The organism is Paenibacillus sp. PAMC 26794 (assembly GCF_000316035.1).
Lineage (GTDB): Bacteria > Bacillota > Bacilli > Paenibacillales > Paenibacillaceae > Paenibacillus.
Genome location: NZ_ANHX01000021.1, coordinates 118734 through 141387, shown reverse-complemented (window position 1 = coordinate 141387; position 22654 = coordinate 118734). Strand labels below are relative to the sequence as shown.

The following is a 22654-nucleotide window of genomic DNA, read 5'->3' as shown; positions in this document are numbered from 1 at the left end:
TAGACTCCACCTTAAAGTTGCTCCTCTCTTGGTTGGTGATGTTCTAGACAAACACCATTCGACCCAAGATAGGGGCGATTTTTATATGCCTGTGCCTTCGTAACTCAGGTTTAATTGTGCTAGTTTTCTAATCCAAATACAGATATGAGAGTAGTTTAATATAAGGAGCAGCCTGAGAACAAAGGTTGCTTCTTTTTTTTGCTTTTACACTTCGCAAATGGAACATTGTGGGTTATATTGGATATGATTTGGTTCTATAGTAGAGAAATGGAGAGGTGGTCAACCTTGGATGGAAATGTACGCTTTCCGATAGGACACTTTGAGCCAAGTCTTAAATTCTCTAGTGAGGACCGAATCCACATCATTGGTCAAATTCCCGGAATTACGAAGACCTTAAGAGAGATTACAGAACATCTCATTGATGATCAACTTTGTACTCCTTATCGTGATGGGGGTTGGACAATCACACAAATTGTGCACCACCTTGCGGACAATGACATGAACGCTTATATCAGGTTCAAGAGAGCATTAACTGAAGATGAACCGATGGCAAGCTCATATCGAGAGGATTTATGGGCATCTTTACATGATTACAGGATCACGCCCATCGAAGATTAAATTTTCTGATGGAGATACTGCACAAGCGATTTCTGACTCTGTTGTATGGTTTACATCCCGATCAGTTTAGACGAACACTCCGAACAGAAGTGTTAGGTACAATTACACTGGATATCGCGATTCAAAGATTTGTATGGCACGGGCAGCATCATATTGCTCAAATTAAATCTTGTATAACATCGCAGAGGTGGTAGGTCTTATACATATCTCAAGTGTGGAGGTAACATAATGGGAAATGGAAGGATTCTGGGCATTGCATATAATGTAATTCCAGTGAAAGATTTAGAAATGTCAGCCGCCTGGTTTGTAAAACATTTTGGATTTAACATTCGCCACCAACGCGAAGGATATTTGAGTTTATTTAGGGGTGATCGCCCAATTTTGGACTTGATTCAAAGCGACAATGAAACCCGAGCGACATTTGAAGTGCATCAGAAAAAGAGATGGGTCATTACATTTTTCACTGATGACATTGGTTCTTTACATGACTACTTAACATCAGAGAATGTGAAAGTAGGGGCTGTTAGTGATGAGGGACAGTATGGGAAGTTTTTTGTGTTAGAAGATCTGGACGGTAACTTATTTGATGTGTGGGAACACCATGACTGTGAATTGAATTTCTAATGAGGAGCCTTAGTCTGCAGCTATCGATTACCTAGGATTTGTATGTAAACGGATTCAGAACTAGATGAGTGACTGCGTTTTAAATATAAAGTCAAATAGAAGTAATCTTGATTAGGGGGATACAAATGTTGGTTGAAGACGAAAAAGTATACCCTGATTGCGCAGTTGAAATTAGAATAGTAGACGTTGGCGGCTTAACAAAACCACAGCTTATACAGAAACTGGACCAATACTCTATTTCATTGAATAAATATGGAGAACAGTTGTTAAATGATGAGAGATTTATAGTTTCCAGTACAAAGCAAAGCTTGCAAACGGTTGAGTTGACCGTCAGACAACTTGGATTTTCGGATGGTGCTACGACTTTTCAGCTCTTTCGAAGAGCAAATGATCTTGGGTTGGAATGTTGTCCGGTTGAGTTAGGACCTTATCTAAGAATGCAATATTTGGATCAGCCTGAAATATGTTCCACAAACTTTTCAGAGGGGAAGCAAGCTCCGACCGGCTCTATTACCATAGCATCTAAAGCCCTTACGGAGGATATTGATTTTCCAAAAGGTTTTTATCTTAGACGAATAAATGACAAGTTATGGTTACGAGGATATCTTGCCGACGATTTGCATATTTGGAGTCCTCATGATCGTTTTATCTTCTGTAGGTCTCAGCTTTCTATAGCATGAAGATCAGAAAGGTATTTTTGAAAGGAAAGGAGTGAAAGACCAATGGATATCAAAAACAAAAGCGGAGATGTGCTTGGAAAAATTCAAATTGAATCCTTGCGCACTGATCATGCGATTGACCGAATCGTCATTGACTTAAAGCCTGGTGACGGGAAGGCGATTTACACCGCAGATGTTATAGAAAATCAATTCACGCAACAGACCAATTATGCACCCATTCCATGGGAAGACGGTTTGGAACGATTGCAACAACATTACTCTCCATGGCAGCCGAAATTTCCGATTGATTCTGATATAGATGCCATTCATGTATTTTATGGATTTGATAATTTAACTCCGCAAGAAATCGATGAAATGATTGAAGAAAGTAACAGGTCAGGCAGAAATGTAGTGATACGAGACTTGAAGCCCAATAAAAGGCTTGTCGGCATCAGCATTACGTATCAAGAATACGGTGGTTATAAACTTAACATTTTCGGGACAACAAAGAACCGAATCACATTGCCTGATCATGATGGTACTACGGTTAAACAAGCAGCCATACGTGGCGTCGAAGCATTTTATATTTTCAATAACGAAGCTTCCCAATTGATATGGATCGAAGAGGATGTGCATGGGAAGGCGCTGCAATACGAGATCATTGGCGGAAACATGTCAGAAGATCTTGTGATGAAGATTGCGAAGTCAATGAACGGATAAATTTTATATTATAACTGTTCTAAAAGGAGTTTCTATGAAACGGACGATAATGATTAGCGATATTCATGGCTGCATTGATCCATTTAATCAGTTATTGCATGATATCAATTACATTCCCCAAAATGATGAACTAATTCTGCTTGGAGACTACGTAGATCGAGGCCCCAACAGCAAAGAGGTCGTTAATAAGGTGATTAAATTAGTGCATGAACATCGTGCGATTGCATTAAGAGGTAATCACGACCAACGGTTAGTTGATTTTGTAAATGAGGGAAGTTCTATAATTAAAGCGAAGTTTATTGAACACGGCGGTATTCAAACACTTCAGAGCTATTGTAATATTGACGGCGAAATTTCTGATGAAATGTTGGACCAAGCAAGAGAGATAATAAAAATGGATTACGGTCATCATATTGATTTTTTGAGTACATTACCTCTGTTCCACGAGGATAAAACTCATATTTACGTTCATGCCGGATTAAACCCCGATTACATAGAATGGTGGAAACAACCAGATCATGATTTTATGTATATCAAAGATAAATTTATTCATCATACGTTCACCAATCTACACAAAAAGATCGTCTTTGGACATACAAGGACGATAGACATTCATGGATCTGCGGATGTTTGGTTTGGTGAAGATAAAATAGGAATTGATGGTGGATGTGCCTATGGAATGCAATTGAATTGTTTAATTTACCAAAACGGTTCTTACTTGACAAGGAAGGTAAATAAAGTGCGGAGGCCACTTATGTAGAGAATGAGTAAGAGCACTCCATTTGGTCCAACGTAACCAACTTACATTGTGGAAACAGAGTTGGTATATGTACCTAGTACACGCTGTATTACATTTATAAAATTATACTTAAGCAAAGGAAGATCACTATCATGGAAAAAGGCAAAATTATATTTTTGAACGGTGTAACCAGCTCTGGTAAAACGTCAATTGTAGAGGCGATGCAATCATACGATGATCCGTTTTTCTATGTTGTGGCTAATGATTTATTTGAAAATACGATCGGTGATAAACATCTACAGACGGATTACTGGAAGTATCTGAGTGAAGCGATTGTAATGATGTATCATACGGCAAAAGTATTTTCAGACCATGGCAAGCATGTTCTGATCGATGGCATACTTGTGGAAAGACCAGAGCTCGCGCCGCATTATGAAAAAGTCAAGCAGATTTTTGAAGGGTATCCACTGGATATCGTTGAGTTATATTGCCCCCTCGACATCTGCCGTCAGCGGAACATTGAGCGTGGTGATCGCAGAGAAGAGCAATCGGATGAGCAGCATCAAATTATGGCTAAACACATCAACTATAGCTACTCGATTGATACAAGTATGAACACACCGGAAGAATGTGCGGAGAGGATTATTGCAGCACTGTTCTAAACACAACGTTATGGGAGATGGTGACCATTCGTTCCGCATACTGGAGGTATTTTCTATATGTTGTTGAGCATAAATTGAACGTGCTGATCGAATGTTGGCAAGAAGGTCTGTATGTGCAAGGTTTAATTCATGATATATCTAAGTTCTTTCCGCAAGAATTTATTCCCTATGCAATTCATTTTTATTCAGGACAGAAGGATGAAGACACCCATCTAAGATGGAAGAACGCATGGCTACATCACCAAAATCATAACAAACATCATTGGGAGTATTGGATTGTAAATAGGAATACAAAAGAAGCTCTGCCCATGCCTACGAAATATCTGATAGAAATGGTATGTGATTGGAGGTCTTTTTCAAGAAAATGGGGACGTAAAGTGAAAGATTCTAATCTGGTAGAACGAATGATAAATTCACAAGATATTATTTTACATCCAGTGACGAGAGAAGAGCTTGATCAGTTATTTATTAGAAAGGATGAGAGGTTCATATGATCATGGAAGCGGATCGTTATTGCAAATAAAGATACTCGATACCGTGATAATTAAGCAAAAAGCTGAATTCCGAAACTGTGGAGGTTATGATGACTATTCATACGATTGAATTAACTCAGCAACATCTGATTGGTTCATTTACCAATGAGGTAACTCCCATTTTGAACGTGAAATCTGGTGACTCCATTCGTTTTCAGACGCTGGATGCGGGCTGGGGCAAGGGTGTGAGTTATGCGGAACGCAGGAAACCTTTTGATCGACAAGGTGAAAAAGATGGAGGTCATGCATTAATCGGTCCGATCTATATCGATGAGGCGAAGCAAGGACAGACGTTGGAGATTATTTTCAATGAGATCGTACCCGGGACTTACGGGTTTACTTCCGCCGGCGGATATCCGAACTGGCAGAACCAGAAGTTACATCTAACAGAGGTTGAAGAACTGTCGCTGAACTGGACACTTGATAGCCAAACGATGAATGGAACCTGTGAAGTAAAAGGAAAGTCCTTCACTGTATCTCTGGCGCCGTTCATGGGTGTAGTGGGCATGCCGCCAGAATTGGGAGGAATTCATACGACTTGGCCGCCTCGCTATTGTGGAGGAAACATCGACTGCAAGGAACTGGTGCAGGGAAGTAAATTATATTTACCTATCCCCGTAGACGGAGGTTATCTCGCGATTGGTGATGGTCATGCACGGCAGGGAGACGGTGAAGTCAGCTGTCAGGCCATTGAATGTCCAATGGAGGTTGTCGATATCACGATCAACGTGATTGATGATATGATTTTGACCAATCCTCGTGCACATACGCCGTCAGGCTGGCTTACCTTCGGTTTTCATGAAGATTTGAATGAGGCTACCGTTCAAGCATTAGACGGGATGCTCAATCTGATGGGTGAGTTGTACGGACTAGATCGAGTGGAAGCGATTGCACTTGGAAGCGCGGTAATTGACCTGCGTATCACCCAAATTGTGAATGGCGTGAAGGGTGTGCATGCTGTCCTTCCACATGACGCTTTTAAGTAACTTGAGGCCCGTTATACGTCGTATTAGATGAACTTGGGGGTCGATAAAATGAAAGGCAGACCACAGATCGTTTTAGATATCGCAGGTGTTTTGTTAAGTAATATGTCGTTGACGTGTTGGAAAGGTATGAGTCAGGAAACCAACCTATCCGCAGAATCTTTGAAAGTACATTTTGCAGGAATCAAACGAAAGCTCTGGACAGGAATGATGAGGGAAGAAGAGTTCTGGCAATCGTTGAAGGAGATATATCCCGAATTATCAATAAGCCGAGCGAAAGACATCTTATACAATTCAATTGTTCCCTTACCAGCCGCTCAATACCTTGAGCGATGGAGTGAGTCCGCCGATATCCATCTGCTCAGCAATCATTGTAAGGAATGGATTGAGCCGAATCTGAGCCGTTTAAGCTCATTTACCAAAAGTGTAACCATCTCTAATCAAGTGGGTTTATGCAAACCTGAGATTGAGATATACCAACGGGTCGAAACCTTCCTGGTAGCTGGAGAAGAGGTTCTATTTATAGATGATCAAGAGAAAAATTTACATTCGGCTAAGCTACTTGGCTGGGAGACTTTACTGGCCGACGAAGAAGGAGATTGGGTTAATGAAGTTGAGCACCGACTACAGTAATCCAGGAGAGGAGATACAGCGCAATGTACGAGTAATGGGATTACAGTGGATTCAGGCAGAAGTTTATTCAGTATGGGAAATTTAGTCCTTGTAAATAGGAGTATATAACCGCGATTGAAATGGGGGCTGTTGAAATGGAAAATAAGGAAACGTTTAATCTCGTAGCAAATGAATATGAACGATATAGACCCGTCTATCCGAGTGAAATGTTTGATGATATTTTTACATACCTGAATCTTAATAAAGAGGATTCCATTCTTGAGATTGGCTGCGGAACGGGGCAGGCGAAGGAAAGCTATTTCAATTGATTGTGTCAGGAACGGCCTTTCACTTCATTGATCCGGAAGTCGGTTACCACCGGGCTTGGGAATTGCTAGAGAATACAGGCGGCATTGGACTTTTCTGGACGATTCATGTACCGGTCTATGACCAGCTGCACAATGAAATTCGTTCCCACTACACAGCATTAGCCCCTCATCTCGATGATTCGCACTATCCTTCGCCAGATGAAGTTATCCAGGAGCGTAAAGAAATAACAGAAAAATCCGGCTTGTTCACGGATATTGAGGTTAAGGAGTATAGCTGGATACAGACTTGCTCCAGCGAAGAATATGTCGCTTTATTAAATACCAACTCCAAACATCAGCAGCTTTCTATTGATGTTCGGCGTTCACTTCTAGAGCGAATCAAACATTCCATTGATGCTGCAGGTGGAACGATAGAGAAACAACATAAGGTTGCTCTTTTTCTAGGGAAGAAAAAGGTCTAAGAATATATGTTTTTATTATTCTACTGAAGTACAGGAGAGAATATATGAGTGATCCGCGTTCAACATACAGTATCCAAACGGCAGTGTTAAGTTTACAAGAGGAATTAGAGAGGTTAAAGATGCAGGCGGTAATGGGGTGGTCCAAAGAATTCCGAAATCTAGAGTGGTATGGTTTGAAAAATGGAATGCGTGTATTGGAGGTCGGAAGCGGACCAGGTTACATTACAGAGCAATTATTGAACAGTCTGCCGGACAGCGAGCTTACCTCGCTTGAGATTGATCGTTCACTGCAAGCACAAGCCAAAGAACGGCTGAATGATATTCCTTCCAAGCGATTGCAATTTGTAGAGTCTTCCATCTATCAGATGGATCTGCCTGATGATTCTTTTGATTTTGTCGTGGCAAGACTTATCTTTCTTCATTTGAACAATCCTGATGAAGCTGTACAAGAGATATATCGTGTACTGAAGCCTGGCGGCCGTCTTGCCATTATTGATGTGGATGACGGAGTTTTTGGAGCAGTGAATCCTGATGTTCCTGCTTTGCATACGGTATTAATGAAAATTTCGGACTATGTGGCACAACATGGAGGTAATCGCTTAATTGGCAGAAGTCTGCCGCGTCTCCTTTCTGAGAGTGGATACATCGATGTTGACATTGATTCTGTCCTTCAACATAGTGATCTGTTAGGCATAGAAGGGTTTAAGCAGCAGTTTAATCTTAATCGTTTTGTACATTTTGCTGAAAAAGGTGTGATCAGTTCGGAGGAATTTGCTCAGCTGCAACAAGCTTCTGAAGCGATAAATCATTCGCCGGAAGCCTATGCCATGATGAATTTCATTACAGCTTGCGGCACGAAGCCATTGACATAGCTGGGTTGAAACTAATTAGGGACGGAGGATGGGGATGAATATCGTTCAATCTTTTCAGGAATTAGTAGTTCGAGGGGATCATCAAGGTATGATTGAGTTACTGAAAAACTTCGAACAATCCAGGAAATTGTCTGTCCATGAACGAGGCTGGGTCTACTGGAATATTTCCGATGGTTATGCCATGTTAAGAGAGCCGGAACCGCTTTATGCCAATCATCGGGAATTCTTCAAATGGGGAAAAGAAAATCTCGCCCCGGAGCAGTTACACTGGATCGTTTCGGATTCGACACAAGCGTTGTCATTATCTCTGGGGAACTACTTTGATCATTGGATCGATTGGTACCAATATGCTTGTGATTATGCCCCGAAGTTGGATACCAACCGAGGTGTTCGATTCGAGAGCCATCGGGCTTTGGGTGGTTCGCTTTGGGTATTGGAGAGATACAGTGAAATGGGCAGTGTGCTTGAAAATATGAACCAACTCATACAAGAAGATGAGACATGGTCCAATATTCTTTTTGCCCGGATTACATATAACCAACAGCGTCTGGCCTATCTGTATCATGCCGGGGAGGTTGCGGGAGTCGAAGCTCTTTTGAACGAAACGATGGACTGGATTGATGAAATGAATGATGGAGCAATACGGATTTCAAGAAAAGATGAAGTGGTCGGCAGCTGGGAGGATATTAATGTCTCCAGAAATTCGCAGAGAGATATCACCATTGCGTTAAACAATTTGGCCTGTATTTTAACGGATATCGAAAGGTATGTGGAAAGTGTGAAATTGTTTATGCAGATACAGGAACGTGGTCACCACATGAATGCATATGGTTTTTCCAAATGGATATATTCGATCTGGAAGACAAGAGGGACTGAGGCATTTAAAGCTGCATTATCAGCTAACGCAGCTTATGAAATAGCTGAAGTTGTCAAACATACTCCTGAACTATCAGAGATCAAGGGTCTAGTTTGAGGTGATTGAAGTCGCAAGAAGTTTGCGTAACAACGTGAAAGGAGTGATGTGATATGAGAAACATTACGAATCCGAGTAGAAGAAATGAAGTTGCAAGAGGTGTTTTTGTCTAGCGCAGAGGACCCAAGGAAGGGTTCCGAGGGATTCCTCTGTGTAATTTTCACGAGGAGGAATTTCAATTTATGATTCATTTAAAACGTGTATCGGTGGATAATTGGTATGCATGTACTCAACTGAATGTAACGGAAGAACAGAAAAAAAGTTTTCCCGCTCCGGTTGTATATTGGATTGCTGAATCCAAAGTAGTGAACGATTTTCAACCCATGGCCATCTATTTTGATTCGGATCTGGTTGGATTTGCTGTGTACTCAGATAAGCCGGATCATGAGGATAACTACTGGCTTTTTGCTCTAATGATAGATACAAGATATCAGGGCAGAGGTTATGGAAGAGAAGCGTTGAGGATGTTAATTGATCTAATGAAAGAATCGCTGAATTGCAAAAGCATCATGATTGGGCACAGGCCGGAAAATGGTATCGCCGGGAATCTGTATGAATCACTTAGTTTTCACAGCGTAAGTGAGGGATTGATCGATGGCGAAGTCGTTCGGCTTCTAAGATGCAAGTAGTGCCAAATCACACGCGCTTTGGATCTTAGGGACGATCTCGAAAATGATTGAAGAGGTGATTCCCAAGCTAGGAGATGAAACTCATAATTATGACGATACAAGAGAACTGAAATAGGATATGATATGACATAAAAAAGAAGGGGCGGATATACATGATTACATTCCAATACTTTGAACCGGAAGATTTTGATCAACTGATTGAATGGAGTGGGGATGAAGCATTTTTGCTCCAGTGGGCCGGCCCTCAGTTCCATTATCCACTTTCCAGAGAACAGCTGTCAGATTATTTGCATGGTGCCAATGATAAGAACACTTCAAATAAGTTCATATATAAAGTGATGGATGAATCGACTCAGGAGATTGTGGGCCATATTGCTCTTGGCGGTATCGATCGATATAATCGTTCAGGGCGTATCGGTAAGGTACTTGTTGGAAAGTCATATCAGGGTAAAGGTTATGGGAAGCAAATGATCGATGAGGCACTTCGAATTGGATTTGAAGAGGAGAAGTTACACCGGATCAGTCTGGGCGTATTTGATTTTAATGTCTCAGCCATCCGATGTTATGAAAAAGCGGGCTTTGTACAAGAAGGACTTATTCGTGATGCAAGAAGATATGAAGATGCCTTCTGGAATCTTATGGAGATGAGCATATTAGAAAACGAATGGAAAAAATGACTTCGCAAAAGGGATCATCATACTTGAGCTTCATCTTTCTTGAGGAACACTTCGATGAACGGATGTAATAACTACGTGTACGAAAATTTAAATGGGGATGTCCTCTTGTCATCAGAATGACAGGAGGACATCCCCTTAATTAATTGCTTCCTGGTTTATTTCAATGATCCCCGTATCAATAAATTCCTTCACAGGCACACCGTCGCTAGCGAGTAACAGGGTCTCCATCATTTTGGTACCCCAGACTTCTTCATTCTGCGAAATAACGGCAGACAATTGACCGTTGAGCAACCCGTTTTCGCTGGTTGGGCTGTCACCAAACGCGATTAAATGCCGGTTAAGGCCTTTTGCTTTCCAGATCAGGGTAGAGGCAGAGACAGAAACAAAATCGAGCCCGATAATCGCATTGAAGTGAGGGTGAGCTTGAATCATGTTCTCCATATCGGACATGGCTTGATCTTCATTCCCTTGATGATAACGAACTTCCAAGATTTCGATGTCTGTTTCACTGCGGATATAATCAATGAATCCATTAAGCCGCTGCTGCAAACCTTGCATCTCCTCCAAGCCATTCTCGACAAGAATCATGCCTTGATTATGCAGGAGTCGTGTAGTCGTCATCGCGAATTGCTGGCCAGTGCGATAGTTATCAGCGCCCACATAAGCGATTCGATGACTGGTTGGGACATCTGACTCAAATGTAATGACAGGAATACCCGCAGCTTGGGCTGCATCAATAACGGGAGTAAGTGCAGCAGCATCCACAGGAGATATAGCTATCCCGTCCACATGCTGTTTGATCATATTCTCCATGATACGGATCTGTTGTTCGGTATTGGCTTCATCAGGGGCATTTACAATTAACGTGATATTGTGTTTCCCTGCATACTCCGTTGCATCCTTCGTGATCATCTCATAGGTTGGATACGTCATTGGATAAATGATACCAAAAGTTTTGCTCGCTGCAGATTTCTCTACGGGTGAAGTTGCAGGAAGTGTTACAGCCATCTGCTGTGGACGAATGTGTGCCGAACCGGATGAAATGATCATCGGGAACAGCAGTATTAGTGTAAGTAAAAGTGCAAATTTGGCTTTATTCATACATTGGCTCTTTTCTCATATCTGATGGTCCGGCCTGCGATTCCTCAGTCCCTTGAGTTCGGTATTCTCTTGGTGTAAAACCTGTTGTTTTCTTGAATATATTAGAAAAATAGTGAGAATCGTTGTAACCGACTTTGTAAGCAATCTCAAAGGTTTTGTTGTTGGTTGTTTTCAGCAGCTCCTTGGCTTTACCGATTCGAATCTGGGTTAGATACTCCGTTATCGTTTGACCGGTTTCCTGACTGAAAATCTTGCTTAGATGACTTGGACTGATTCTGACGTGTGCAGAAATCATCTTCAACGAGACCTGTTCGTTATTGTATTCACGGGATACATAGGCTTTCACCTGATCAATGACATCACTGTATTTTCCGGAGCACGCTGCTCTTCTCTGCCATAACAGGTTAAGCAGGGAACACAGATATTGGGTGCAATCCTCCCAGCACGTGATCTTCCGGATCGTCTGCTGCAGGGAAGTAATGTTCTCATCCGAATGGTCACTCATGCGGAATAGTTGATTCGCAAGCCGAAACGACTCCAGCGTAAGATCATTCAACAGATAGAAACCATACGATGAGGACTTCCAGTCGAAGGACTGTAATGGAGCGGCAAACTCCTGCACAAAATGATCTCGCAGATTGGGGCTGCCGATCTTGAGAAATTCAAGAAACGAATTCCTGTCGAGAAAAAGAGTCGTTTGCTCTTCCAGGTTAATTTCACGTAGAGAAGCTCTGTTCTGAAGGGTAAGTCGATTAATATATTTATCCTCCTCCGCTTCCAGATAAGAGACATGAATTCCTTGCAGACGTTCCTGTTGACTGCCAATGCCCAGAATAATATTACATTTGAATGTATGCTCAAGTTCCATACGAACCCGCCCGCGAAGCTGCTCCAGATATACGGATATGCTGTCATCGGAGTGATACTTGAGCAGAAGCACCAACTCGGTTCGGCTTCGAATATAAGGAAGAAGTTCGACGTGGGGATCACGAGTTTCCTCCAGTATGGGAAGCAGCTTCTTCATCAGGGATTCCGGCTCCCGGGAATCATCTGTTAATCGAACGTCGATAATGACAATTGTATAATACCTGGCCGAGAGAGGAAGTGAGAGTTGTTTGGCTGATTCAATCGCATCGGTTGTACCGATGAGTCCTCCGCACAGATCGGCCAGCAGTTTTTCCTTGGTGATCGTTCGGCTTGTCATGCGTTGGTGTTCTTCATCCATTTGTTTGCTGACCTTATGCAGCATTTGGATTAACTCTGCTGCGCTAATGGGCTTTAGACAGTACTCGGTCACACCAAGCCGGATGGCCTCCTGGGCATAGCTGAATTCATCATGACCGCTCATGATAATGATTTTGATATCAGGTTGTTGAGTGCGAACGATGGAGGTCAGTTCCAATCCGTTCATAAATGGCATTTTGATATCTGTAATCAGAATATCCGGAGCCCATTCATGAATTAAAGGTAATGCAAGCTCGCCGTCGGGTGCATCCCCGCAATAGTGAAAACCTTCCTTTTCCCAATCGATGCAGCTGCGTATATTCTCCCGAATTCCAATTTCGTCATCCACGATCATCACCTTTTTCAACGGTTAACCTCCTTGCATTTGGGGATACGAATCATAAATGTACTGCCTTCCATATACGTACTTTCCATTTCAACACCATAAGCTGGTCCGAAATAGAGTCGAATCCGGTGATGTACATTAAGCAGACCGAATCCGCCTTCCTGCTCGTCATCTTGGGGTGAACGGGAACCGGCCGGCTTCTCCAGCTCTTCACGTAATTGTGCCAATCGATCCGCAGACATGCCGATTCCGTTGTCCTGTACGGTGAGAATGATGCTATTGTCCTCTACATATCCGTGTATGGATATCAGCCCTTGACCGCGTTTGTTCTTGATCCCATGGTAGAGCGCGTTTTCAATCAGGGGCTGCAGCGTCATTTTCAAAATGGGATAATCCTGAAGCTCACGATCAACGCTGATCTCGTAGGTGAGAATATCGTGGTACCTCATCTGTTGAATAACTAAGTAACTCCGCGCATGTTCAAGCTCGGTTTGAATGGATACCCAGTCGAATCCTTTGTTCAGACTCAAACGAAAGAACTTCGAGAGGGCCTGCACAAGTTTGATTACATTTTCTTTTTTCTCTGCTTCAGCCATCCATAGAATAGATTCCAACGTGTTATACAGGAAATGAGGGTTGATTTGAGCTTGCAGCGTACGTAGTTCAGCTATTTTCACCTGTTCATTCTCTCGAATGCTCTTTTCGATTAGTGTTTTGAGCTTATCCAGCATCACATTGAAGCTTTTGCCCAGATCAGCAATTTCGTCCGAGCCGTGTGGTGTGACTTTGGCTTCCAAGTAACCGTTTGCAGCTTTACGCATCTTGTTCATCAGAATCCGGATGGGAAGAATCAGTCGATTATTCAGGAAAAAATATAACGATATCGCAAAGAAAGCACTCAACAAAACCGTAATGATGATCAATTGGCGAATGCTATTGGCCTCAGCAATGATTTCCTGATAAGGAGCTACCCCGATCATTTTCCATCCGGTCTGTTTTGAGGTGCTGTATACAACAAACTGGGGCTTGGATCCTGCGGACAGGATAAAGCTGTCGTGCTGTAGATGTAAAGGGATCGATCGGATCTGATCCATCATGGTTATGGATGCCGGTGTGGCATCCGGCCTGAAGAGTGTATTTCCGTGTTGATCACTAATATAGAAAAAACCGGAATCCTTAATGGGGGTATTCGTCAAAAAATCATCAATGAACGAATCATTCAAATCAATTACTATGAACCCGATGACCTCATGTGTAATCCGCTCTTTGACCGTGGTTATAATTGAAAGCGCATTCTGTTTAGGGTAAGCAAACCCATCCAGCCTGTTATATTCGGCATAGGCTGCAGAATGAGGGATGCGCAGAATGGCATCCGGATACTGTATCAGATACTTGAAGTACGGGTTACGCAGCGGATTTCGTTCCAGCTTGAACACGCCTTTTCGTTCACTTATGCCTTTTCCATAAAAATTCACGAATGAGATATTAAGTACCTTGTCATACTTGTAGGTTTCCCGATAAAGATTGTATGTCTGGAGGATGGCTTTGGCTTCCGGGTAGGACTCCGATTGAGAATACAGGTATTGAAGTACTTGCGGGTTCTTGCCCAGTTCGAGTAGCCGTTCCGTATCCTCAAACAAGATGTCAATGTTCCGGGCAAGCTGGTCGGCAACCAGTTGTGTCGTGGCCTTGTTATGATTGGATACGACCGTATAGGATTTGTGGTAAGAAATCAATCCAACTACGATCAGTGGTACTGAACTGAGGATGATAAACATGCTGAGTAATTTAAGCCTGAGGCTTGAAGCAATCCACTGAATGAGTTTCAACGTATTCCACTCCATCTGAAGGGATCAAAAATGTATCATTAGTATAACATGATTTTCTAATATATAAGAGAATCGCTAAATACTACACAATTAAACAAAGAAATTACACTTTTTAAACTTCATTTTTTGAAATTACTAAATTATTACATAAATAAAGTATGAGACTCCATATAAGCTCGGAATGAAAGCGTTCTATAATGTGGTCACACCATAAGGTGAAATGAAAAAAGGGAGGATCACAACATGCGAACCAAAAAAAAGTGGGGACTTGCCATCACATTGGCTATGGTGATGCTGGTCAGCACGGCATGTAGCAGTACCAATGGAGGAGCAGGCTCCGATAATGAAACTTCAACGAGTGGGAATGGCAGTACACCTGCCAGCGCCAAAACAATTACGCTTGGTTTTTCGCAGGTTGGTGCGGAGAGTGGCTGGCGTTCGGCGAATACCAAGTCGATTCAGGATTCAGCCAAAGAAGCGGGTTATGATTTGAAATTCTCCGATGCGCAGCAGAAGCAGGAAAATCAAATTAAAGCTTTGCGATCCTTCATACAGCAGAAGGTAACGGTGATTGCTTTTTCCCCTGTTGTAGAATCCGGTTGGGATACCGTATTGAAGGAAGCGAAGGATGCAGGCATTCCCGTGATTTTGACAGACCGTGCTGTGGATTCCCCGGATAAAACCCTCTACAAAACCTTTATTGGCTCCGACTTTGTAGAAGAAGGACGCAAAGCAGGTCAGTGGCTTAGTGACCAATACAAGGACACACAAGACGAGATCAATATCGTTGAGCTGCAGGGTACAACAGGCTCCGCACCAGCGAATGACCGTCAAGAGGGCTTTATGGAATTGATTGCTTCCAATTCGAAGCTTAAAGTGATTGCTTCACAATCGGGTGACTTTACACGTGCCAAAGGCAAAGAAGTCATGCAAGCTTTCCTCAAAGCACATAAAAAAATAGATGTTCTCTATGCACATAATGACGATATGGCACTTGGTGCAATTCAGGCCATTGAAGCGGCAGGATTGAAACCAGGCGTAGATATTACCATTATCTCTGTGGATGCCGTGAAGGATGGGATGCAGGCTGCTGCTGATGGCAAAATCAACTTTATCGTTGAATGTAATCCGTTGTTAGGACCTCAATTAATGGAAGCGGTTCAATCGGTAGTGGACGGGAAAGACATCGAACCCCGAATCGTTACGGATGAGACGACCTTCACATCGGAGCAAGCCAAAGAAGCATTGCCAACACGTGAATATTAAAAGCAGATTCGTATAACACCGAAAAGTCATTTTTCGACCAGGCTGTCGCTAAATGACTTTTTTCCATAACAAAGGAGAGGGTTATATGGCCGAGCAAGCACCCATTTTGCAAATGACAGGCATCACCAAACAATTTCCCGGGGTTAAAGCGCTATCCAGCGTCAGCTTTCGCTTGTTTCCGGGCGAGATTCATGCCTTGATGGGTGAGAACGGAGCGGGGAAGTCGACGCTTATTAAAGTTCTGACCGGCGTTTATTCCATTGACGAAGGAACGGTAACGATGGATAACCGTGCTCTTTCGATCTCCGGTCCGCTTGAAGCGCAAAAGGCGGGAATCAGTACCGTTTACCAAGAGGTCAATCTCTGTCCGAACTTAACGGTTGCTGAGAATATTTTCATCGGGCGGGAGCCGATGCGATTTGGCAAAATCAATTGGAAGCAAATGAACAAAGATGCGGAGAACCTTCTGCGAGACAGATTACATCTGTCCATCGACGTTAAGGCTCCTTTACAGACCTACTCGGTCGCGATGCAACAACTGATTGCAATTGCAAGAGCACTCAGCATCTCGGCAAAAGTGCTCATATTGGATGAACCCACATCCAGTCTGGACAAAAACGAGGTTCAGCAACTGTTTCGTATTATGCACAAATTAAAGAGTGAAGGTCTCGCAATTCTTTTTGTTACTCATTTTCTTGATCAGGTATACGAAATGTCGGATCGTCTAACGGTGCTCCGTAACGGGGAATTGGAAGGAGAGTACATAGCCGCAGAACTTCCACGCATGGAACTGGTGCTCAAGATGATCGGCAAGGAGCTTGAGGTGCTTGAGGAGCTTCCGAAGGAAGCGGATGCTGCCCAGGCGGAGTCGGGAGAACTGTTAATTACCGCTAAGGCACTTGGACGCAAAGGAGCAATTGAGCCTTTTGATCTGGACATTCGCAAGGGAGAAGTCGTGGGCTTGGCTGGGTTATTGGGGTCTGGTCGTACCGAGATCGCTCGCCTTTTCTTTGGTGCAGATCGTTCAGATGTAGGCAAGCTGCTCGTTGTAGATACAGGAAGTACGGTCAAGTCGCCGCGTCATGCAATTGATCAGAATATTGCTTTTTGCTCCGAGAACCGTAAAACCGAAGGCATAATCGATGATTTGACCATTCGGGAGAACATTATTCTGGCTTTACAAGCGACACGAGGCTGGTCCAAACCAATCTCACGCAAGAAGCAGGATGAGATCGCCGAAAAGTACATCAACCTGTTAAATATCCATCCGAAAAACCCGGAGCAATTAATTAAAAATCTGAGCGGCGGTAATCAGCAAAAGGTGTTGCTTGCACGGTGGCTGCTGATGAACCCCGATCTGTTGATTCTCGATGAACCTACGCGTGGAATTGATATCGGTGCCAAGACTGAGATACAGAAGCTGGTGCTCTCTCTGTCGAAGCAGGGCATGGCCGTGCTGTTCATTTCGTCCGAGCTGGAAGAAGTGATTCGTGTCAGCCACCGGATTGCCGTAATCCGGGACCGCAAAAAAGTGCAAGAACTTAGCGGGGATCAGATCCATCAACAGCAAATCATGAAAGCAATGGCAGGAGGTTAAAGAGATGGCGGGCAAGATGCGTAAACATCATTTGTTTTGGCCGTTATGTATGCTTGGTTTACTTTTAATCTTTAATTTGCTGTACTCTCCGGATTTCTTCTCCCTCGTCATGCGTGAAGGGAATCTGTATGGCAGCTTGATTGATATTCTCAATTTTGGAGCGCCTTTAATTCTGGTATCGATCGGCATGACACTGGTGATTGCGACCGGAGGTATCGATTTGTCCGTGGGCTCCATTGTAGCGATCTCCGGTGCCGTGGCTTGTATGAGCATCAGCAGAGGAGTAGATCAGAGTTCCTTCGGGCTTATGTTGGGTGCACTTGGATTATCTATAGGTCTCTCACTGATCTTGGGCATATGGAACGGGGCGCTGGTTTCGGTTGCCCGAATCCAGCCCATTATTGCAACGCTTATACTGATGGTAGCCGGACGTGGGATTGCGCAATTAATTACGAGTGGACAGATTATTACTGTATCCAACGCGAACTACGCCTATATCGGGGCAGGTTCGCTTGCAGCATTACCTTTTTCCATCTTCATCGTATTAACTGTGCTGCTTGTTGCCTCACTGTTGACGAGAAAAACGGCACTGGGACTGTTTATCGAATCGGTTGGAAGTAACGCAAACGCGAGCCAACTGGCAGGTATTCGTTCAAAAACGGTTATTCTCACGGTATATGTCTTCTGTGGTCTGTGTGCCGGCATTGCCGGGCTTATTCTCAGCTCGAATGTATCCAGTGCGGATGGCAATAACGCAGGTCTGTGGTATGAACTCGATGCCATTCTTGCTGTAGTCATCGGGGGTACTTCACTCAATGGCGGCCGTTTCTATCTAATGGGTACCGTCGTTGGAGCACTCATTATCCAAACCTTAACAACGACGATCTATATGATTGGAGTCCCGCCAGAAGTTACGCTGGTTGTCAAAGCCTTTGTTGTACTGGCCGTATGTTTGATTCAATCCGATTCATTCCGCAATTCCATGGTGATCCGTTGGAAAAAACGGAAGTTTCCAGCCGAACAGGGGGTTAACCGCCATGTTTCTTAATCGTAAGTATCTCCCGGTCTTTGTCACCTTCGGCTTGCTGGCAGTGATGTTTGCCATAGGCTCTTTCCGGTATACGGGGTTTTTCTCTACACAGGTACTGCTTAATCTTCTCATTGATAACGCATTTCTGATTATCACGGCGATTGGTATGACTTTTGTGATTGTATCGGGAGGAATCGACCTGTCGGTAGGTTCTGTCATTGCGTTGACGACCATCATTAGCGCAAGTCTGGTCGAGAAGCAAGGGTGGTCGCCTGCGATTGTTATACCAATGGTGCTTGTCATGGGGGCGTTGTTTGGCACAGTCATGGGGGCTATCATCCACTATTTTAAAATTCAGCCTTTCATCGTGACACTGGCAGGCATGTTTTTGGCGCGGGGGCTGTGTTATGTCATCAGTCTCGACACCATTACCATTACGAATCCATTTTACACACAGGTTGCGCAGGCGAAAATTTCCCTGCCAGGGGGCAGTTTTGTCTCCATTAATGTGATTATTGCTCTGGTTATTGTACTGCTCGCGATTTACCTGGCACATTACACCCGGTTTGGGCGCAACGTTTACGCCATCGGCGGAAGCGAGCAATCCGCGCTGCTCATGGGACTGCCGGTTGCACGTACCAAAATCCTGGTGTACACGTTCAGTGGTTTGTGCTCCGCGCTTGCCGGTGTTGTCTTCACCTTCTATATGTTATCCGGTTATGGATTACACGCCATGGGTCTTGAACTCGATACCATCGCGGCTGTTGTAATAGGAGGCACCTTGTTAACAGGTGGTGTAGGGTATGTGGCGGGAACCTTTATTGGTGTATTGATCCAGGGGGCTATCCAAACTATAATTAGCTTCGAAGGCACGCTCAGCTCATGGTGGACCAAGATTGTGATTGGCCTGATGCTTTTTGTTTTTATTTTGTTCCAGCGACTTCTTAGTGGGCGGCGAGTATCCTCGAAATCACTGCATTAAGTTGATCGAATTAAATGATATTGAACACGGATACCGAAACAATGATATCATAATATGCGCTCTGTATTGGTGAATGCTGAGCGTAACATGGAGATGGGGGATGCGTGAGTGAGAAGACATGTGAACGGGTTGTGTTTGTTCATTCTACTGCTGCTTGTCGGCTGCACAACCCCTGAGTCTGAATCTGTTCCTCCTCCCATCTCGTCTAACAACATGGAAACTCTCCCGTCTGTTGAGGAATGGATGGAATCAGCGGTAGCAAGGGATACCTCTACGAAACCGATTGTTTTGGGTTTTTCACAACTGGGCAGAGAGAGTGCCTGGCGTCTGGCAAACTCCACGTCTATTCGGAATGCTGCGGCTGAATCGGGAATCTCCCTTGTAATAAAAAATGCAGAACAGTCTCAGACGAAACAGTTCGAGGCTGTTCGGTCGTTCATCAGGCAAAAGGTGGATGTCATTGCCATTGCACCGGTCGTGGAATCGGGCTGGGAAGGTATTCTTCAGGAGGCCAGGGATGCAGGCATACCCGTGATCATCGTAGACCGGTCAGTTGATGTCAAAGATACTTCACTTTTTGTAACAACGATTGGATCGGACTTTTATGAGGAAGGTGTGAAGGCTGGGAAGTACATTCAGGATCGGATGCGAAATCATCCGGGTTTGATACGGATTGCCGAACTGCAAGGCACGAGTGGTTCTACGCCTTCTATCCAGCGTGGTGAGGGATTTAGAAGCATTTTCGACACCAGAGCAGATATCATCTTCTCACAAAGTGCTCCTGCCGATTTTACGGAGGACAATGGCAAACAAGTGATGAAAGAATTCCTTCAGGTCCCGGAAGACGAACGGCCGCAGGTTCTTTTTGCCCATAATGATGAAATGGCTTTTGGCGCCATACAAGCGATAGAAGAAGTTGGACTGAAGCCGGGAGAGGACATTATCATTGTCTCGGTGGACGGCTCCCGCAAAGCACTTGAAATTCTGGCGAGTGGGAAAATCAACGCTGTGGTGGAATGTAACCCGCTACTTGGTCCCCAGCTTATGCAGGCTACAAAAGAAATTATTGCAGGACGTACACTCCCGAAGCGTATGGTGCCCCCGGAGGACATTTTTACACAGGAGAGTGCTAGGCGGGAGATGTACAACAGGCGATTCTAGAACTTGTGAAAAAAAATAGAACATTTTGGATAAAATTCAATTTACTTTAAATGGAGGTATCGTTTATACTGAACTCACCTTGAACTAAAAGTTCTTCTCTATCAGAAAGGACGCAGCGGATTACGTGCATTTGAAAGCGCTTTTTTTCGAGGGTGAAAGTCCGATAAAGAGAGGGAGTGTAGAAGGTATTATGCTGTGAATATAATATGAGGAGGTAATTTTATGTTCAAAGTAAAGCTGGCAAAGGCGGTAATATCTCTCGCACTTTTCGGTACCTTGTTTTCTATTCCGGCGGTGCCCGATGCTCGTGCTGCAGATGCAAGTTGTCCGAATGGTTATGTAGGCCTGACGTTTGATGATGGTCCATCTGGTAATACAACAAACATACTTAACGCGTTGAAGCAGGCTGGTTTACGAGCAACGATGTTCAATGTTGGACAAAATGCACAAAATAATCAATCTCTGGTTACTGCCCAGGTGGCAGCTGGTATGTGGATTGGCAATCATTCCTATACACATCCGAATATGACTACATTAAACAGCTCTCAGATGTCGTCAGAGATTACTCGGACACAGCAGACGATCCAGTCCATTACCGGGAGTTCACCTAAACTGTTCAGACCTCCTTACGGTGCGACAAATGCGACCTTGAAATCCGTTGTGAGCCAAAATGGCCTGACTGAGGTGCTGTGGAACGTAGATTCCCAAGACTGGAATGGCGCCAGCGCAGCCCAGATTGTAGCGGCTGTGAACACGATGAAAAGTGGTGACGTCATTCTAATGCATGATCAGTACCAGACGACACTTCAAGCCATTCCGCAGATTGCACAAAATCTGAAGAATCGTGGCCTTTGCTCCGGCATGATCTCATCAACGACCGGTCGGGCAGTCGCACCCGATAGTAGCACTACGAATCCCCCGAGTAACGGAACAAAAGTGGAAGCTGAGAACATGACCAAAGGTGGACAATACACCGGCAATATCAGTTCTCCTTTCAATGGCGTGGTCCTTTATGCCAACAATGATTTGGTTAAATACACTCAGAATTTTGCAACAAGCACTCATAATTTCTCACTTCGTGGAGCTTCAAACAATGCCAACATGGCTAGAGTTGATTTGAAGATTGGCGGACAGACGAAGGGAACCTTTTACTTTGGCGGAAGCGCTCCAGCGGTTTATACCCTGAATAATGTCAGTCACGGGACGGGAAATCAGGTCATTGAGTTGGTTGTAACAGCCGATGACGGGACATGGGATATATATATCGATTACTTGGAAATACATTAACAAGCTTAGGTTGATTGAAAAATAATGCATTATGATGAAATCCCGTTGGGTTGATCCAATGGGATTTCATTATTTTTTTTGCCATTTTGTAACACAAAAGTGGAAGGAAAACATTTATAATGGATGAAATTGTATATGAGAAGAATTGTTTCTATTGAAAAATTTCATTGAATGGGAGTGAAATGATCAAATGATCATTATGATTAATGGGGCGTTTGGTTCGGGAAAAACTTCTGCAGCAGAAGCACTTCAGCCCTTAATTGCAAACAGTATGATCTACGATCCTGAAGAAATAGGTTATATGCTCAGAAAACTTCTTCCGGAGAATTGTAGAGAGGAAAGGGAACGTACGGATGATTTTCAAGATATCGAGCTGTGGAGAATACTAACCGTAAAGACGGCTAAAGAAGTAAAGCAGAAATACAACAAACACTTAATCATCCCCATGACCATCTATAAAGAGGAAAACTTTCATTACATCTATAACGGGTTGAAAGAGATTGATCAGGACATTCATCATTTTTGCCTAACGGCTACAGAAGAGACAATTTATCATCGTTTGGCTAAACGCGGAGATGAATATGGAGGCTGGCAGTATCAACAAGCACCAAAGTGTGTTGAAGCTTTCAAGGATGAACAATTTCAAACTCGCATTATTACCGATCATCTGGAGACTAGTGAAATCATAGAACTCATATTGAAGAAGGTCCTGTCCAAATAATTATCATTTTTTTATTAAG

The 22654-nt window shown here is 43.6% G+C and carries 25 protein-coding genes; 22 read left to right on the top strand and 3 right to left on the bottom strand.

Annotated elements, in window-relative coordinates:
* Positions 1-285: 285 nt before the first annotated feature.
* The 15 genes from D829_RS34370 to D829_RS0111365 all read left to right on the top strand — a co-directional run bounded on the left by D829_RS34370 (position 286) and on the right by D829_RS0111365 (position 10091).
* On the top strand, positions 286-618 hold the full coding sequence (locus tag D829_RS34370; protein WP_017689027.1) for a DinB family protein: 333 nt from the start codon (positions 286-288) through the stop codon (positions 616-618).
* Positions 619-846: 228 nt separating this feature from the next.
* Positions 847-1242 (top strand): VOC family protein, encoded by a 396-nt coding sequence (locus D829_RS0111430; RefSeq protein ID WP_017689026.1) that lies wholly within the window; start codon positions 847-849, stop codon positions 1240-1242.
* 125 nt (positions 1243-1367) lie between these two features.
* Entirely contained in the window at positions 1368-1922 is a 555-nt protein-coding gene (locus D829_RS0111425) for a hypothetical protein (RefSeq protein WP_017689025.1), read from the top strand.
* A gap of 42 nt (positions 1923-1964) precedes the next feature.
* Positions 1965-2621 (top strand): DUF4367 domain-containing protein, encoded by a 657-nt coding sequence (locus D829_RS0111420; protein WP_017689024.1) that lies wholly within the window; start codon positions 1965-1967, stop codon positions 2619-2621.
* Between the two features lie 34 nt (positions 2622-2655).
* Complete coding sequence (locus D829_RS0111415; protein ID WP_017689023.1) at positions 2656-3381, top strand: metallophosphoesterase; 726 nt, start codon at positions 2656-2658, stop codon at positions 3379-3381.
* Between the two features lie 131 nt (positions 3382-3512).
* Positions 3513-4022 carry an AAA family ATPase gene (locus D829_RS0111410; protein WP_017689022.1) on the top strand — a complete coding sequence of 170 codons (510 nt, stop codon included), beginning with the start codon at positions 3513-3515 and terminating at the stop codon, positions 4020-4022.
* The gene (locus D829_RS0111405; RefSeq protein ID WP_346773278.1) at positions 3989-4516 is read left to right on the top strand and encodes a DUF5662 family protein; all 528 of its coding nucleotides are present in this window, start codon (positions 3989-3991) and stop codon (positions 4514-4516) included. The genes D829_RS0111410 and D829_RS0111405 overlap by 34 nt, the downstream gene beginning before the upstream one ends.
* 86 nt (positions 4517-4602) lie before the next feature.
* On the top strand, positions 4603-5541 hold the full coding sequence (locus D829_RS0111400; protein ID WP_346773277.1) for an acetamidase/formamidase family protein: 939 nt from the start codon (positions 4603-4605) through the stop codon (positions 5539-5541).
* Positions 5542-5589: 48 nt separating this feature from the next.
* On the top strand, positions 5590-6171 hold the full coding sequence (locus D829_RS0111395) for an HAD-IA family hydrolase (RefSeq protein ID WP_017689019.1): 582 nt from the start codon (positions 5590-5592) through the stop codon (positions 6169-6171).
* 134 nt (positions 6172-6305) lie between these two features.
* Positions 6306-6479 (top strand): hypothetical protein, encoded by a 174-nt coding sequence (locus D829_RS33690; protein ID WP_017689018.1) that lies wholly within the window; start codon positions 6306-6308, stop codon positions 6477-6479.
* Complete coding sequence (locus D829_RS0111385) at positions 6476-6940, top strand: hypothetical protein (protein WP_017689017.1); 465 nt, start codon at positions 6476-6478, stop codon at positions 6938-6940. The genes D829_RS33690 and D829_RS0111385 overlap by 4 nt, the downstream gene beginning before the upstream one ends.
* 44 nt (positions 6941-6984) lie before the next feature.
* Positions 6985-7812, top strand: a complete 828-nt coding sequence (locus D829_RS0111380) for a methyltransferase domain-containing protein (protein ID WP_017689016.1) — start codon at positions 6985-6987, stop codon at positions 7810-7812.
* Positions 7813-7846: 34 nt separating this feature from the next.
* Entirely contained in the window at positions 7847-8785 is a 939-nt protein-coding gene (locus D829_RS0111375; RefSeq protein ID WP_017689015.1) for a hypothetical protein, read from the top strand.
* 182 nt (positions 8786-8967) lie between these two features.
* The gene (locus tag D829_RS30880) at positions 8968-9414 is read left to right on the top strand and encodes a GNAT family N-acetyltransferase (RefSeq protein WP_017689014.1); all 447 of its coding nucleotides are present in this window, start codon (positions 8968-8970) and stop codon (positions 9412-9414) included.
* Between the two features lie 152 nt (positions 9415-9566).
* A complete protein-coding gene (locus D829_RS0111365; protein WP_017689013.1) occupies positions 9567-10091 on the top strand; it encodes a GNAT family protein in 525 nt (174 codons plus the stop codon).
* 135 nt (positions 10092-10226) lie between these two features.
* Here the strand turns inward: D829_RS0111365 and D829_RS0111360 are convergent, their stop codons facing one another.
* The 3 genes from D829_RS0111360 to D829_RS0111350 are packed head-to-tail and all read right to left on the bottom strand — an operon-like array spanning position 10227 to position 14591.
* Positions 10227-11192: a substrate-binding domain-containing protein gene (locus tag D829_RS0111360; RefSeq protein ID WP_017689012.1), complete on the bottom strand. Its 966-nt coding sequence runs from the start codon at positions 11190-11192 to the stop codon at positions 10227-10229.
* Entirely contained in the window at positions 11185-12774 is a 1590-nt protein-coding gene (locus D829_RS0111355) for a response regulator (RefSeq protein WP_241230769.1), read from the bottom strand. The genes D829_RS0111360 and D829_RS0111355 overlap by 8 nt, the downstream gene beginning before the upstream one ends.
* 5 nt (positions 12775-12779) lie before the next feature.
* On the bottom strand, positions 12780-14591 hold the full coding sequence (locus D829_RS0111350; RefSeq protein ID WP_017689010.1) for a sensor histidine kinase: 1812 nt from the start codon (positions 14589-14591) through the stop codon (positions 12780-12782).
* Positions 14592-14834: 243 nt separating this feature from the next.
* Between D829_RS0111350 and D829_RS0111345 the strand changes: the two genes are divergently transcribed.
* The 7 genes from D829_RS0111345 (at position 14835) to D829_RS0111315 (ending at position 22635) form a co-directional block, all read left to right on the top strand.
* Positions 14835-15857: an ABC transporter substrate-binding protein gene (locus tag D829_RS0111345; RefSeq protein ID WP_017689009.1), complete on the top strand. Its 1023-nt coding sequence runs from the start codon at positions 14835-14837 to the stop codon at positions 15855-15857.
* Between the two features lie 85 nt (positions 15858-15942).
* Positions 15943-17454, top strand: coding sequence for a sugar ABC transporter ATP-binding protein (locus D829_RS0111340; protein ID WP_017689008.1), 1512 nt, complete (start codon positions 15943-15945; stop codon positions 17452-17454).
* Positions 17455-17458: 4 nt separating this feature from the next.
* Positions 17459-18502, top strand: coding sequence for an ABC transporter permease (locus tag D829_RS0111335; protein ID WP_017689007.1), 1044 nt, complete (start codon positions 17459-17461; stop codon positions 18500-18502).
* A complete protein-coding gene (gene yjfF, locus D829_RS0111330; RefSeq protein WP_017689006.1) occupies positions 18492-19466 on the top strand; it encodes a galactofuranose ABC transporter, permease protein YjfF in 975 nt (324 codons plus the stop codon). Before D829_RS0111335 ends, yjfF begins: the two co-directional genes overlap by 11 nt.
* Positions 19467-19574: 108 nt before the next feature.
* Positions 19575-20627 carry an ABC transporter substrate-binding protein gene (locus tag D829_RS0111325; RefSeq protein ID WP_017689005.1) on the top strand — a complete coding sequence of 351 codons (1053 nt, stop codon included), beginning with the start codon at positions 19575-19577 and terminating at the stop codon, positions 20625-20627.
* Positions 20628-20849: 222 nt separating this feature from the next.
* Positions 20850-21914, top strand: a complete 1065-nt coding sequence (locus tag D829_RS0111320) for a polysaccharide deacetylase family protein (RefSeq protein WP_017689004.1) — start codon at positions 20850-20852, stop codon at positions 21912-21914.
* 190 nt (positions 21915-22104) lie between these two features.
* Entirely contained in the window at positions 22105-22635 is a 531-nt protein-coding gene (locus D829_RS0111315) for an AAA family ATPase (protein ID WP_017689003.1), read from the top strand.
* Positions 22636-22654 lie beyond the last annotated feature (19 nt).